Source organism: Massilia rubra (genome assembly GCF_011682065.1).
In the GTDB taxonomy this organism is placed as follows: Bacteria; Pseudomonadota; Gammaproteobacteria; order Burkholderiales; family Burkholderiaceae_D; genus Telluria_A; species Telluria_A rubra.
This window is the reverse complement of the sequence record NZ_VUYU01000009.1, coordinates 28707-43348: the sequence shown is the minus strand read 5'-3', so window position 1 is coordinate 43348 and position 14642 is coordinate 28707. Positions and strand designations below refer to the sequence as shown.

The window sequence follows — 14642 nt, the reverse complement described above, 5'->3', positions numbered from 1 at the left end:
CACGCGCAGGGGCGCCATGCCCTTGCGCGATGCCGCTGGCGGATTTACGCCGTCAATCCGCCAGCGGCCAGCATCCCGGTCCCCGTCACGAACGACGCTCCCGGCCCCGCCAGGTAAGCGACCGCATCGGCCCCCGTTCCATAGCGTCCCATCGCAATGCCCGGCCTGACCGCCTCGGCAATCGCTGCGTCGGCCGGATTCATGTCGCCGTCGGTCGGGCCCACGCATCAAAGCCGGCCGCTGCACGCAATCGCAAAATGGTGCAAACTTCATGCTCCCGCCACGAACGCCCGAAAAGGAAGACCGCCATGCGTATGCTCACTGCCGTTGCGCTGTTTCTGGCCGTCCTCGCGCCCGCTGCGCAGGCCGCGCCGCCGGCGGCCAGCCATCCCATTCTCGGCATCTGGAAGCTGACCTTGCCCGACCGTAGCTGCTCCGAGACCTATCGCTTTCGCGGCGACGGCACCACGCTCGTCACCAGCGCGGCCGAAGTGTCCGAGAGCCGCTTCGATATACCGGCCAAGCCGAGCGCCAAGGGCTTCTACAAGCTGGTCGACCGCTACGTCAAGGGTAACGGCAAGGAGGATTGTTCGGGCGCCATCATGAAGCCCGACGCCTCGGTCACGCACTTCGTCCGCTTTCACCCGTCCGGCACCTTGTTCGTGATGTGCGCCGCCGAATCGTTCGACGCCTGCATCGGCCCGTTCCGGCGCGTGGCGGGGCAGGGGATCTGAATGCTGCGCATCGGCGTCATCTCCGACACGCATGGCTTGCTGCGCCCGGAGGCGATCGATTTTCTCGCCGGGAGCGACGCCATCGTGCATGGCGGCGATATCGGCAATGCCGACATCCTGGCCCGGCTGGCCGCGCTTGCACCCTTGACGGTGGTGCGCGGGAATAACGACAAGGGCGGCTGGGCCGCCGGCGTGCCGGCAAGCGCGACGCTGGAGGTGGGCGGCGTGCGCCTGTACGCGCTGCACGATATCGCCGATCTCGATGCGGCCGCGCTGCCGGGCGATGTGGAGGTGATCGTGTATGGACACTCGCACCGGCCGCTGGTCGAGCAGCGGGGAGCGGTCCTGTACCTGAACCCTGGCAGCGCGGGGCCGCGCCGATTCAGCCTGCCTGTGACGGCGGCCGAACTGCTGGTCGATGGCGGGCAGGTGAGGGCCAACATCGCCCTGCTGATTCCACGGGCCTGACGGCGGGACAGGCGCGGCACAGTGTATATTGCTGCCGGTTCGATCATCCAACGGAATGTCATGTCACCGGCTCTACTTCTCTGCATCCTCATCGCCTACTTCGCCCTGTTGCTGGGCGTGGCCTGGGCCACCTCGCGCAACGCCACCAACGACAGCTTCTACATCGGTAACAAAAGCAGCAACTGGAAACTGGTCGCCTTCGGCATGGTCGGCACCACGCTGTCCGGCGTGACCTTCATCAGCGTGCCCGGCGCGGTCGGGCGCGACGGCTTCGGCTACATGCAGATCCTGATCGGCTATGTGATCGGCTATATCGCGGTCGCCTATATCCTGCTGCCGCTCTACTACCGCCTGAAACTGACCTCGATCTACGACTACCTGAACCAGCGCCTGGGCCGGCGCGCCTACCAGAGCGGCGCGTCGTTCTTCATCCTTTCGCGCCTGCTGGGCGCCACCGCGCGCCTGTACCTGGTCGTGAACATTTTGCAGGCCATCATCCTCGACAGCCTCGGCGTGCCGTTCTGGCTCACCACCCTGGTCATCCTCGGCATGATCCTGATGTACACATACCAGGGCGGCGTGAAAACCATCGTCTGGACCGACACCCTGCAAACGAGCTGCATGCTGTTCGGCCTGCTCGCCTGCATCGCCATTTTGCTCAGCCAGATGGACCTCTCGGTCGGCCAGAGCCTGGCCCGGATGCACGAGCAGGGCTTGTCGCGCGTGTTCACCACTGCCGTCGACAGCCCCAATTTTTACCTCAAGCAGATCATCGCCGGCGCCTTCATCGTCCTCACCATGACCGGCATGGACCAGGAGATGATGCAAAAGACAATCTCGGTCAAGACCCTGGCCGACTCGCAGAAAAACCTCCTCAGCCTGACCGCGATCCTGGTCGTGGTGCTGTCGCTGTTCATGTTCCTCGGCGGCCTGCTGCACCTGTACGCGCCGGGCGCCGGCGTGACCGCCAGCGGCGACAAGCTGTTCGCCGCCGTCGTCATGGGCCACTTGCCGGTAACGCTGCAGATTATCTTCCTGATCGCGCTGATCTCGGCCCTGTTCCCCAGCGCCGACGGGGCCATTACCGCGCTCACTTCCACCGTCTGCATCGACTTGCTTGGCCTGACGCGCCGCCAGGACTTGTCGGAGCGGGACAAGGTGCGCTGGCGCCAGCGCGTGCACCTTGGCTTCGCGGCCCTGTTCCTGGTGCTGGTGATGGCCTTCAAGCTGGTCGACAGCCCCAGCATGATCGGCGTGATCCTCAAAGTGGCCAGCTACACCTACGGTCCGCTGCTTGGCCTGTTCGCCTTCGGCATGCTGACCGAACGCACCCTCAGGGACCGCTGGGTGCCGCTGGTGGCCATCGGCGGACCGCTTATCTGCGCTTTCCTTGAATATAATCAAACATTGCTGTTGGGAAGTTATCGCCTCGGGCTTGAGTTGCTCATGATTAATGGCATATTGGTGTTTGCCGGCTTGTGGGCTATTTCCCGGCCCGCCCAGTCCCGCATTTCCGAACGGGATGCGGCGATTTCGCTTACAGTAGACGTTTAGCTTTTTACCCATCTCATTTTCCGCCGGAGTACCGATGTCATTTAAACCTTTGTCCACCTTTCGCCGAGGTTTCGGCATGTTCTGGAGCGCGGTCGACAGCACGCGCCGGGGCGTGCTCAATGTGCTCTTCCTGATCATCGTGGTCATCCTGCTGATGGCGATCTTCGGCGGCGGCGTCAAGCCGATGGCGACCAAGACCGCGCTGGTCCTCGAAGTCAAGGGCGACCTGGTCGAGCAGCACAGCGGCAATGTGCGCGACGCGCTCATGGCCAATGTCGGCGGCGGCGACGTGCGCAAGTCGGTCCAGCTGCGCGACGTGCTCACCGTGCTCGATAGCGCCGCCAAGGACCCGCAGATCAGCAGCGTGCTGCTCTTGCTCGACCAGATGGATGGCGCCGGCCTTGCCATGCTCAATGAAGTCGGCCTGGCCGTTGAACGGGTCAAGGCGGCCGGCAAGCCAGTGATCGCCTGGGGCAGCAACTTCGACCAGCGCCAGTACCGCATCGCCTCGCACGCCACCCAGGTATATATGCATCCGATGGGCTCCGTCCACATCGAAGGCTTCGGCCGCTATCGCAACTACTACCGCGATGCGCTCGACAAGGTCGGCGTGACGGTTAACCTGATCAAGGTCGGTACCTACAAGAGCTTCGCCGAGCCTTACATCGGCAACGGTCCGTCGCCGGCCGCCGCCGAAGCCGACGCCTTCCTGTACAACGCCCTGTGGGCCGGCTACACCGCCGACGTCGAGAAAAACCGCAAGCTGCCGGCCGGCTGGATCGCCCAGAAAATCGACGCGTTGCCGGCGCTGATGGAAGAAGCCGGCGGCGACACCGGCAAGCTGGCCTTGACCACCAAACTGGTGGACGGCCTGAAAACGCGCGACGAAGTGCGCGCCATGATGATCACGCGCGGCGCGCCCGATGATGACGGCAAGAGCTTCCGCCAGGTCGGTTTCGACGAATACCTGGCGCGCCTGCGTCCGCCCATGTTCGGCGACGGCGTCGGCGTGATCGTGGCCGCCGGCGAAATCAGCGACGGCAATGCGCCGGCCGGCTCGATCGGCGGCCTGTCCACCGCGAACCTGATCCGCAAGGCGCGCGAAGACAAGCAGATCAAAGCGATCGTGCTGCGCGTCGATTCGCCGGGCGGCAGCGCCTTCGGTTCGGAACTGATCCGGCGCGAGCTGGAACTGACCCGCGCCGCCGGCAAGCCGGTGGTGGTATCGATGGGCAGCGTGGCGGCCTCCGGCGGCTACTGGATTTCGATGGCGTCCGACGAAGTGTTCGCCGACCGTTCCACCATCACCGGTTCGATCGGCGTGTTCGCGATCCTGCCGACGGCTGAAAAAGTGGTCGACAAGCTGGGCATCCACACCGCCGGCACCACCACCACCTGGCTGGCCGACGCCTACAATCCAATGCGTCCGCTCGATCCGCGCTTTACCCAGGTGATCCAGAGCAGCATCAACCATATTTACAGCGAGTTCACCACCAAGGCCGCGGCGGCGCGCAAGACCACCCAGCCGAAGATCGACGAAGTGGGGCAGGGTCGCGTATGGACCGGCGTGCAGGCCAAGGAACGCGGCCTGGTCGACACCATCGGCAGCTACACCGACGCGCTCAAGTCGGCCGCCAAGCGCGCCAAGCTGGCCGAGGGTTATCGCGTGGCCTACATCGAGCGCGATGTGTCGGCGTTCGAGCGCTTCGTGACCATGTTCGGCGCCAGCGCCGCGCAAGCTGTCAACATCGAGGTCAAACTGGGCCTGATGCCAACCGGCGTGCCGGCGAGCGCCATGACCGAGGTGACCAAGGAACTGGGCTGGCTGTCCGAAATGACCAACGGCCGCAAGCCGTTCGCGGCGGTCACCCACTGCATGTGCACCGCGCCGTAACACTGCTGACGTAAGCATCGTCGCTCCCGCGCAGGCGGGAGCCCAAGTCCCGCGATAGCCGCCGAAACTTGGACCCCCGCCTGCGCGGGGGCGACGGTTCTCGGTTGGAGGCCGGCCCGTGCTGCCTCGGCGTCAGTCAGAACGCCCCGACATGCCCGGCGCGGCCCAGGCTCCCGCCGTCAATTTGTAGCGACTTTGTAACGCCATGTAGTTTGTTACAAACTCGCCCACCGCGCCTCGTCTCCCTATGAAAACACAGCCGCCGCCGCGCCGCCCGCGCCGGTGGCGGCGTGCGCACGTCCTTACAGTGCACAAATCGCCTCGTTTTGTCGCCCGTTGCCCCTTCCGCGAAACATGCTTTTCGCCTTCTCCATGCTAGAGTTGCTTCAACAATCGTTGCAATCAAGACAAGGAAAAGCATGAGCTCATCACCTTCCCAGCCACGGCGCAGCCGTCGTGCCAAGATCATCGGTAGCGTGATTGCCGTGCTCGCCATGGCCGGACTCGGCGGACTGGCCTGGTACCTGACCCACCAAAGCCCGGCCGGCAGCCCGGGCGGCGCTCCCGGCGCGGCGGCCGGACCCGGTGGCCCGGGCGGTGGCGGCGGCGGCGGGCGTGGGGGACGCGGCGGCGGCATGGCCACCACCGTCGGCGTGGCCACCGCCGAGCGCACCGACATCCCGGTCACCCTCGACGCCCTCGGCACCGTCACTGCGGCCGCCACGGCCACGGTGCGCCCGCAGGTCTCGGGCATCCTGCAAAAGGTCCACTTCAGCGAAGGGCAGTTGGTCAAGGCCGGCCAGGTGATGGCCACGATCGATCCGCGCCCGTTCGAGATGGCGCTGATGCAGGCGAGCGGCACGCGCCAGCGCAACGAAGCGCAGCTCGACAGCGCCAAGGTCACGCTGGAGCGCTACCGCACCCTGCTCACGCAGGACTCGATCGCGCGCCAGGAAGTCGACACCCAGGCCGCGCTGGTCAAGCAGTTGCAAGGCACCGCCATGACCGACCGCGCCGCCGAAGGGGTGGCACGCCTGAACCTGGGCTACACCCAGGTCAAGGCGCCGATCACGGGCCGGGTGGGCCTGCGCGTGATCGACATGGGTAACCTGGTCGGCAGCGGCGACGCCAACGGCATCGCCGTCATCACCCAGCTCTCGCCGATCGATGTCGAATTCGCGGTGCCGCAAGACCGCGTGCCCGACCTGCAGGGGCGCATCCGCGACAGCGCCAGCCTGCCCGCCACCGCGTTCGACCGCACCCGTACCACCTCGCTGGCCAAAGGCGAATTCAAGGCGCTCGACAATCAGGTCGATGTGCAGACCGGCACCGTGCGCGCCAAGGCGCGCTTCGCCAACGATGACCAGGCGCTGTTCCCCAGCCAGTTCGTCAACCTGCGCCTCGAACTGCGCACGATCAAGGACGCCGTCGTGGTGCCGGTGACCGCGCTGCGCCATGGCAGCACGGGCGACTTTGTGTATGTGCTCAATCCAAGCGAGCGCACTGTCGCCGTGCGGCCCGTCACGCGCGGCCAGGCCACGGTCGACAAGGTCGAAGTGAAAACCGGCCTGAAAGCCGGCGAACAGGTGATCACCGAAGGCGCCGACCGCCTCAAGGATGGCGCCAAAGTGACCCTGCCGACCGACAAGCCGGCCGCCGGCGCCGCTGGCGGTCGTCGCCGCCAGCGCGAAGGAGCGCCGCGATGATGGTAGCGCCGATCTTGGCACATGATGCGAGGGGCGCGCGATGAATCCTTCAGCCCCGTTTATCGCCCGCCCGGTCGCCACGTCGCTGCTGATGCTGGCGATCGTGCTGGCCGGTTTTGTCGGCTTCAAGTTTTTGCCGCTGTCGGCGCTGCCGCAGGTCGACTTCCCGACCATCCAGGTGCAAACCCTGTATCCGGGCGCCAGTCCCGAAGTGATGGCGCGCACCGTCACGGCTCCGCTGGAACGCCGCTTCGGCCAGATGTCCGGCTTGCAGCGCATGAGTTCCACCAGCGCCTCGGGCGTGTCCATCGTTACCCTGCAGTTCGGCCTGGGGCAAACGCTCGACGTGGCCGAGCAGGAAGTGCAGGCGGCCATTAACGCCGGCGGCTCGCTGCTGCCGGCCGACCTGCCGGCGCCGCCGGTGTACGCCAAGGTCAATCCGGCCGACGCGCCGGTGCTCACGCTCGCCATCACGTCGGACACGGTGCCGCTGACCGAGGTGCAGAACCTGGTCAACACGCGCCTGGCGCTGAAAATCAGCCAGGTGTCGGGCGTGGGCCTGGTCACCCTGAGCGGCGGACAGCGGCCGGCGGTGCGCATCCAGGCCGATACCGGCGCGCTGGCAACCTACGGCCTCGGGCTGGACACCTTGCGCAGTGCGATTTCGGGCGCCAACGCCAACAGCGCCAAGGGCAATTTCGACGGTCCCACGCGCTCTTACGCGATCAACGCCAACGATCAGCTGCTGACCGTGCCCGATTACGAAAAACTGATCGTCGCCTACCGCAACGGCGCCCCGGTGCGCCTGTCGGACGTTGCCAAGGTGGTCGACAGCGCCGAAAACGTCAAGCTGGGCGCCTGGGCCAACATGAAGCCGGCCATTATCCTGAACGTGCAGCGCCAGCCCGGCGCCAACGTCATCGCCACGGTCGACGCCATCAAGGCGCGCCTGCCCGAACTGCAAGCGAGCCTGCCCGGCGCGCTGCGGCTCGACGTGCTGTCGGACCGCACCACCGGCATCCGCGCCTCGGTCACTCACGTCGAACTCGAACTGCTGCTGGCCGTGGCGCTGGTCGTGCTGGTCATTTTCGCCTTCTTGCACAGCGTGCGCGCCACGGTCATTGCCAGCCTGGCCGTGCCGATCTCGCTGATCGGCACCTGCGGGGCCATGTACCTGCTCGGCTACAGCCTGAATAACCTGTCCCTGATGGCACTGACGATTGCCACCGGTTTCGTGGTCGATGACGCCATCGTCATGATCGAAAACATCGCGCGCTACATCGAAGAAGGCGAAACGCCGATGGCGGCCGCCGTCAAGGGCGCCGCGCAGATCGGCTTTACCATCATCTCGCTGACGGTGTCGCTGATCGCCGTGCTCATTCCGCTGTTGTTCATGGGCGACGTGGTGGGGCGCCTGTTCCGCGAGTTCGCCATCACGCTGGCGATCACCATCCTGATATCGGGCGTGGTGTCCTTGACCCTGGTGCCGATGATGTCGGCGCGCTGGCTGCGCAGCCATGAAGATGAAAAACCGGGGCGCATGGCGCAACGCACCCAGGCCTTTTTCGAGCGCGTGATCGTGCGTTACGACCATGCCTTGACCTGGGTGCTGGCGCGCCAGGGATTGACCTTGCTGGTCGCCCTGGCCACCCTGGTGCTCACGGCCGTGCTGTACATCCTGATTCCCAAGGGCCTGTTCCCGACCCAGGATACCGGCCAGCTCCAGGCGCGGGTGGAGATGCGCCAGTCGATTTCGTACGACCGCATGGCCGAACTGCAGCAAGCGGCCGGCAAGGCGATCCTGGCCGATCCCGATGTGGAGTCGCTCAGTTCCAACGTGGGCGTCGATGCGGCCAACAACACCATGCTGCACACCGGCCGCATGCTGATCAACCTGAAGCACGACAAGGCGTCCAGCCAGGCCGAGATCATGGAGCGCCTGCGCCGCCGCGTGGCCGACGTGGCAGGCGTCACCTTGTACCTGCAACCGACCCAGGACCTGACCATCGACGCCGAAAGCGGCCCGACCCTGTACCGCGTTTCGCTCGAGGGCGCCGACAGCGCCACCGTCAGCCAGTGGGCAGCAGCCCTGGTCAAGCACCTCCAGCAGAACAAGCAGGTGAGCAATGTGGTCACCGACGCCGGCGCCACCGGCACCTCGGCGTTCGTGAGCATCGACCGCGACACGGCCTCGCGCCTGTCGGTCACCGCCGCCTCGATCGACGACGCCCTGTACAGCGCCTACGGCCAGCGCATCGTCTCGACCATCTTCACCGAGACCAACCAGTACCGCGTGATCCTGGAAGCGCAGCGCGACGCGCAGATGTCGATCGCCAGCCTGGGCCAGTTGCCGATCAAGACCGGCTCCGGCAAGACCACGCCGTTGTCGGCGGTGGCGAACATTACCGAGCAGCCGGCGCCGCTGCAGATCACCCACGTGGCGCAATACCCGGCCACCACCATCGGTTTCGACACGGCGCCGGGCGTCTCGCTCGGCCAGTCGGTCGAGGCGATCCGCGCCGCCGCGCTGGAAATCAAGCTGCCGGCGTCGGTCAGCATGACCTTCCTCGGCGCCGCCGGCGCCTACCAGGCGTCGCTGTCGAACCAGCTGTGGCTGATCCTGGCGGCGGTGGTCTGCGTCTACATCGTGCTCGGCGTACTGTACGAAAGCTATGTGCATCCGCTGACGATTTTGTCGACCCTGCCGTCGGCCGGCGTGGGCGCGCTGCTGGCGCTGATGATCAGCGGGCAAGACCTGGGCGTGATCGGCATCATCGGCATCATTCTCCTGATCGGCATCGTCAAGAAGAACGCCATCATGATGATCGACTTCGCCATCGAGGCTGAACGCGAGAAGGGCATGGCCCCGCGCGAGGCGATCCAGCAGGCCGCATTGCTGCGCTTTCGCCCGATCCTGATGACGACCCTGGCCGCCCTGTTCGCGGCGGTGCCGCTCATGCTGGGCTGGGGCGAAGGCGCCGAGTTGCGCCGCCCACTCGGCCTGGCCATCTTCGGTGGCCTGATCGTCAGCCAGCTGCTCACGCTGTTTACGACGCCGGTGATTTACCTCGGCTTCGACAGCCTGGCGCGGCGCTGGTCGCGTAAAGACGTCGTTGCCTCGGGCGAGGTTGCCAAGTGAACTTGTCCGAGCCTTTTGTCCGGCGCCCGATCGCCACCGTCCTGCTCACGCTGGGCATTGCGCTGGCCGGCATCGGCGCGTTCTTCGTGCTGCCGGTCTCGCCGCTGCCGCAGGTGGATTTTCCGACCATCTCGGTCAGCGCGTCGCTGCCGGGCGCCAGTCCCGACACCATGTCCACCAGCGTGGCCACGCCGCTCGAGCGTCGCCTCGGCGTTATCTCGGGCGTGAACGAAATGACCTCGTCGAGCGGCAGCGGCTCGACCCGCGTGAGCCTGCAGTTCGACTTGAACCGCAAGATCGATTCGGCCGCGCGCGAAGTGCAGGCGGCGATCAGCGCCGCGCGCGCCGACCTGCCGTCCACGCTCAAGAGCAACCCGACCTACCGCAAGGCCAATCCGTCCGACGCGCCCATCATCATCCTGGCATTGACCTCCAGGACCAAGTCGCCCGGCCAGATCTTCGAGTCGGTATCGAACCTGGTGCAGCAGAAGCTGGCGCAGGTGCAGGGCGTGGGCGACGTGGAAATCGGTGGCGGCTCGCTGCCGGCCGTGCGCGTCGAATTGCTGCCGTACGCGCTCAATCGCTACGGTGTCTCGACCGAGGACGTGCGCGCCGCGATCCAGTCGACCAACGCCAACCGGCCCAAGGGCGCCATCGAAGGCAACGGCATGCGCCTGCAGATCTACTCGCAGGCCAGCACCGCCACCGGCGGGCGCAGCGCGGCCGACTACCGCAGCCTGGTGGTCGCCTGGCGCAACGGCGCGGCCGTGCGCCTGGACGACGTGGCCGAAGTGATCGACGGCGTCGAAAACGTCAATACGCTCGGCCTGTTCAACGGCCAGCCGGCGGTGATCGTGCTGATCACGCGCCAGCCCGGCGCCAACGTCATCGAAACGGTGGACGGGGTACGCGCCCTGGTGCCAATGCTCCAGGCGCAACTACCGCAGGACGTGAAGCTGGAAGTGGCGTCCGACAGCACCAACTCGATCCGCTCGTCGCTGGCCGAGATCGAACTGACCCTGATGATCTCGATTCTGCTGGTGGTGCTGGTGGTCAGCCTGTTCCTGCGCAGCGTGCGCGCCACCATCATCCCGGCGGTGGCCACCGTGGTGTCGCTGCTCGGCACCTTCGGCGTGATGTACATGCTCGGTTTTTCCCTGAACAACCTGTCGCTGATGGCGCTGACGGTGGCCACCGGCTTCGTGGTCGACGACGCCATCGTCGTGCTGGAGAACACCGCGCGCCACATCGAAAACGGCATGGACCGCATGCAGGCGGCGCTGCTGGGCGCGCGCGAAGTGGGCTTTACGGTGCTCTCGATCAGCCTGTCGCTGGTGGCCGTGTTCATCCCGCTGCTGTTCATGGGCGGGCAGGTCGGCCGCCTGTTCCGCGAGTTCGCCGTGACCTTGTCGGCGGCGGTGATGATTTCGCTGGTCATTTCGCTCACCACCACGCCGATGATGTGCGCCTGGCTGCTCAAGCCGACCGACATCGAGCGCCAGCCGGGCCGCCTTGCGCGCTGGGCCGAACGCGGTTTCGACCGCATCCACAAAGCGTACGAACATTCGCTCGACTGGGCGTTGGACAGCATTGCGCTGGTGATGCTGATCTTCGTGTTCGTGATCGGCCTCAATGTCTACCTGTTTTCCGCCGCGCCGAAAGGCTTCTTTCCGCAGCAGGACACGGGCCAGATCAGCGGCGGCCTGCGCGCCGACCAGAGCATCTCGTTCCAGGCCATGCAGGCGAAATTGAAGCAACTGGTCGATATTATCCGGCGCGATCCGGCGGTGGCCACGGTGGTCGGCTTTACCGGCGGCGGGCGGGCAGGGGGCGGCTTCATGTTCATCAACCTCAAACCGGTGTCCGAACGCAGCGATGGCGGGCAAGCCGTGATCGCGCGCCTGCGTCCGCAACTGGCCAAGGTGACCGGCGTGTCGATGTTCCTCAACCCGGTGCAGGACCTGCGCATGGGCGGGCGCCAGTCCAACTCGACCTACCAGTACACCTTAAAGAGCGACAACCGCGCCGACCTCAAACTATGGGCCGGCAAGCTGGCCGATGCCATGAAGCGGCAAGCGCCGCTGGTCGATGTGGACACCGACCAGGCCGAAAACGGCGTCGAAATGTTCGTCCAGATCGACAAGGACAGCGCCGCGCGCCTCGGCATCAACCCGCGCGACGTCGACAATGCGCTCTACAACGCGTTCGGCCAACGCCAGGTCACCACCATCTACGATGAACTGAACCAGTACAGCGTGATCATGGGCGTGGCAAAGCAGTACCAGCAGTCCCCCGAAGCGTTGAACGATGTGTACGTGCCTTCGCGCGGCACGTCCAGCGCCGGCGGCGCCGCCACGCCGGCCAACACCACGGCCGCGCGCGACCCGTCCAGCGGGCAAGCCCTGAGCAGCGCGGCAACCACCATGGTGCCGCTGTCGGCGATCGCCAGCTTTGCCGAAAGCTCGACCCCGACCTCGGTCAACCACCAGGACGGCGAACTGGCGACGACGGTGTCGTTCAACCTGGCGCAGGGCAGCAACCTGGCCGACGGACAGGCCGCCGTCAAGCAGGCGGAGGCCGACATCGGCATGCCGAACAATGTGCGCGGCAGCTTCCAGGGCACGGCGCGCGCGGCCGACGAGTCGAACAAGGAGCAGCCGATGCTGATCGCGGCGGCCATCGTTGTCATCTACATCGTGCTCGGCATCCTGTACGAAAGCCTGGTGCACCCGATCACGGTGCTCTCGACCCTGCCGTCGGCTGGCGTGGGCGCTGTGCTGGCCCTGCTGCTGTTCAAGATGGAATTTTCGATCATCGCCCTGATCGGCGTGTTTCTGCTGATCGGGATCGTGAAGAAGAATGCGATCCTGATCATCGACTTTGCACTCGAAGCCGAGCGCACGCGCGGCCTGTCTCCATTGGAAGCGGTGCGCGAAGCGTGCCTGCTGCGCTTTCGCCCGATCCTGATGACGACCCTGGCCGCCGCACTGGGCGCCTTGCCGCTGGCAATCGGCTTCGGCGAAGGCTCCGAGCTGCGCCGCCCGCTCGGCATCGCCATCATCGGCGGCCTGATCGCCAGCCAGGTCCTGACCCTGCTCACCACCCCCGTCGTCTACGTCGTGATGGACAAGCTGCGCCGGCGCAGTCCCGCCGAGCGCCAGCTTGGCCATCACGCCGACAACGCTGCCTCACCCAATCCACAATGAGTAATCCTATGCGCGCCATTCCGCTCCTTCGTCCGCTTCTTCATCTTCTGCCGCTGGCCGCCTTTTTGCTCGGCGGCTGCGCCGTCGGTCCGGCGTACGTCAAGCCCACCACGCCCGAACCGCTTGCTTTCAAGGAGGCGCAGGGATGGTCGCCTGCCGCCCCGGCCGATGCGCTTGACCGTGGCCCGTGGTGGATGCTGTTCAACGATCCGGTCCTGAACGAATTGGCCGCGCAAGTGGAGGTATCGAACCAGAACGTCGCCGCCGCCGTCGCTTCGTACGCGCAAGCCCGTTCGCAGGTAGCGCAGCAGCGCGCCGCGCTGTTCCCGAGCGTATCGCTCAGTACCAGCGGCGAGCGCTCGGGCACGCGCAATGCCGGCGCGGACAATAACTACCGCCTCAACATCGGCACCAGCTGGGAGCCCGACCTGTGGGGCCGGCTGCGCGCCAGCGTGGGCGCGGCCAGCGCCAATGCCCAGGCCAGCGCCGCCGACCTGGCGTCGGCGCGCCTGTCGGCCCAGGGCGAACTGGCGGCCAACTATTTCGTGGTGCGCCAGACCGACGCCCAGGCGGCGCTGCTGGCCACCACCATCGAAGGCTACCAGCGCGTGCTGCAGATCACGCGCAACCGCTTCGACGCCGGTATCGCCACCAAGTCCGACGTGCTGCAGGCGCAGACGCAATTGTCCAATGCCCGCATCGACGCCTTGTCGCTGGCGCGCCAGCGTGCCCAGTTCGAACACGCCATCGCCGTCTTGCTGGGCAAGGCCCCGGCCGACTTCAGCCTGGCGAGCGCACCGTGGCAAGCGTTCGTGCCCGAGATTCCGGTCGGCGTGCCGTCGGCGCTGTTGCAGCGCCGGCCCGACATCGCCGCCGCCGAACGGCGCGTGGCGTCGGCCAATGAGCAGATCGGCATCGCGCGCTCGGCCTACTATCCGAACATCGGCTTGAGCGCGTCGGTGGGCAACAGCGGCAGCCGCGTATCGGACCTGTTCAGCGCCTCGAGCGCGCTCTGGTCATTCGGCTTGAACGCGGCGCAAACCCTGTTCAACGCCGGCGCCACGCGCGCCAGCGTGGCCGGGGCCGAAGCGAGCCAGCAGGCGGCGGTGGCGCGCTACCGCCAGACGGTGCTCGATGCCTTCGGCGACGTGGAAAACCAGCTCTCCGCCACGCGCGTGCTGGCGCAGCAACTGGTGCTGCGCCGCGAGGCATCCGACTCGGCCGACCAGGTCGAGGCGCAGATCCTCAATCGCTACAAGGCGGGGCAGGTGAGCTACAGCGAAGTGGTGCAGGCCCAGGCCAGCGCGCTGTCGGCGCGGCGCGCGCTGGTGCAGGCGCAGGGCGACCGCCAGAGCACCGCGATTTCGTTGATTCAGGCATTGGGGGGCGGGTGGCAAGCGCAGTAAAATAGGCGGATGAACAGTACACCCTCCCAATCCAGTCAAACCGAGCCAGCCTGCTACGAAGTACGCCGCTCCACTATCCACGGCAACGGCGTATTTGCCACGCGCGACATCGAGCCGGGCGAGCAGATCGCCGAATACACGGGCGAGCGCATCACGTCTGACGAATCGGCGGTCCGCGCCGACGCCGGTGGCGGGCCTGTCAACCACACGTTCTTCTTTTCGCTGGCCGACGGCATGGTCATCGACGGTGGCCGTGGCGGCAACGATTCGCGCTTCATCAATCACGCCTGCGAACCGAATTGCGAAGCGCAGGAAGACGAGGGCAGGGTGTTCATCTACGCACTGCATCCGATCATGCGCGACGAAGAACTCAAATACAACTACGCGCTGATCTACGAAGAGCGGCACACGCCCGCTGTCAAAAAAGCCTTCGAATGCCGCTGTGGCGCGCCCACCTGCACCGGCAGCATGCTGGCGCCTAAAAAGCGCAAGCGCCAGGGCCGGCTGAGTTTATCTGGACAGGGTGGACGCTGAT

At 66.1% G+C, this 14642-nt stretch carries 10 protein-coding genes; 9 read left to right on the top strand and 1 reads right to left on the bottom strand.

What is annotated here, in order from left to right; genetic code table 11:
* Positions 1–44: 44 nt before the first annotated feature.
* Complete coding sequence (locus tag F0185_RS15680; RefSeq protein WP_167225914.1) at positions 45–224, bottom strand: SDR family oxidoreductase; 180 nt, start codon at positions 222–224, stop codon at positions 45–47.
* An 84-nt stretch (positions 225–308) separates the two neighbouring features.
* Between F0185_RS15680 and F0185_RS15675 the strand changes: the two genes are divergently transcribed.
* From F0185_RS15675 to F0185_RS15635, 9 genes are all read left to right on the top strand, one after another.
* Positions 309–734 carry a hypothetical protein gene (locus tag F0185_RS15675; RefSeq protein ID WP_229477055.1) on the top strand — a complete coding sequence of 142 codons (426 nt, stop codon included), beginning with the start codon at positions 309–311 and terminating at the stop codon, positions 732–734.
* On the top strand, positions 735–1202 hold the full coding sequence (locus tag F0185_RS15670; protein ID WP_167225912.1) for a metallophosphoesterase family protein: 468 nt from the start codon (positions 735–737) through the stop codon (positions 1200–1202).
* Positions 1203–1262: 60 nt separating this feature from the next.
* Positions 1263–2756, top strand: coding sequence for a sodium:solute symporter (locus F0185_RS15665; RefSeq protein ID WP_167225910.1), 1494 nt, complete (start codon positions 1263–1265; stop codon positions 2754–2756).
* A 34-nt stretch (positions 2757–2790) separates the two neighbouring features.
* Positions 2791–4650, top strand: a complete 1860-nt coding sequence (sppA, locus tag F0185_RS15660; protein WP_167225908.1) for a signal peptide peptidase SppA — start codon at positions 2791–2793, stop codon at positions 4648–4650.
* Positions 4651–5069: 419 nt separating this feature from the next.
* Positions 5070–6356 (top strand): efflux RND transporter periplasmic adaptor subunit, encoded by a 1287-nt coding sequence (locus tag F0185_RS15655; protein ID WP_167225906.1) that lies wholly within the window; start codon positions 5070–5072, stop codon positions 6354–6356.
* Positions 6357–6396: 40 nt separating this feature from the next.
* Positions 6397–9495: an efflux RND transporter permease subunit gene (locus F0185_RS15650; RefSeq protein ID WP_167225904.1), complete on the top strand. Its 3099-nt coding sequence runs from the start codon at positions 6397–6399 to the stop codon at positions 9493–9495.
* Positions 9492–12701 (top strand): efflux RND transporter permease subunit, encoded by a 3210-nt coding sequence (locus F0185_RS15645; protein WP_167225902.1) that lies wholly within the window; start codon positions 9492–9494, stop codon positions 12699–12701. Before F0185_RS15650 ends, F0185_RS15645 begins: the two co-directional genes overlap by 4 nt.
* Before the next feature lie 8 nt (positions 12702–12709).
* On the top strand, positions 12710–14107 hold the full coding sequence (locus tag F0185_RS15640; protein ID WP_187362552.1) for an efflux transporter outer membrane subunit: 1398 nt from the start codon (positions 12710–12712) through the stop codon (positions 14105–14107).
* Between the two features lie 9 nt (positions 14108–14116).
* Entirely contained in the window at positions 14117–14641 is a 525-nt protein-coding gene (locus F0185_RS15635; RefSeq protein ID WP_167225898.1) for an SET domain-containing protein, read from the top strand.
* Position 14642 lies beyond the last annotated feature (1 nt).

Bases quoted from the DNA above. Each gene is read 5' to 3' on its own strand.
- F0185_RS15675 (WP_229477055.1), top strand. From the start codon at position 309: ATGCGTATGCTCACTGCCGTTGCGCTGTTTCTGGCCGTCCTCGCGCCC.
- F0185_RS15670 (WP_167225912.1), top strand. From the start codon at position 735: ATGCTGCGCATCGGCGTCATCTCCGACACGCATGGCTTGCTGCGCCCG.
- F0185_RS15665 (WP_167225910.1), top strand. From the start codon at position 1,263: ATGTCACCGGCTCTACTTCTCTGCATCCTCATCGCCTACTTCGCCCTG.
- sppA (WP_167225908.1), top strand. From the start codon at position 2,791: ATGTCATTTAAACCTTTGTCCACCTTTCGCCGAGGTTTCGGCATGTTC.
- F0185_RS15655 (WP_167225906.1), top strand. From the start codon at position 5,070: ATGAGCTCATCACCTTCCCAGCCACGGCGCAGCCGTCGTGCCAAGATC.
- F0185_RS15650 (WP_167225904.1), top strand. From the start codon at position 6,397: ATGAATCCTTCAGCCCCGTTTATCGCCCGCCCGGTCGCCACGTCGCTG.
- F0185_RS15640 (WP_187362552.1), top strand. From the start codon at position 12,710: ATGCGCGCCATTCCGCTCCTTCGTCCGCTTCTTCATCTTCTGCCGCTG.
- F0185_RS15635 (WP_167225898.1), top strand. From the start codon at position 14,117: ATGAACAGTACACCCTCCCAATCCAGTCAAACCGAGCCAGCCTGCTAC.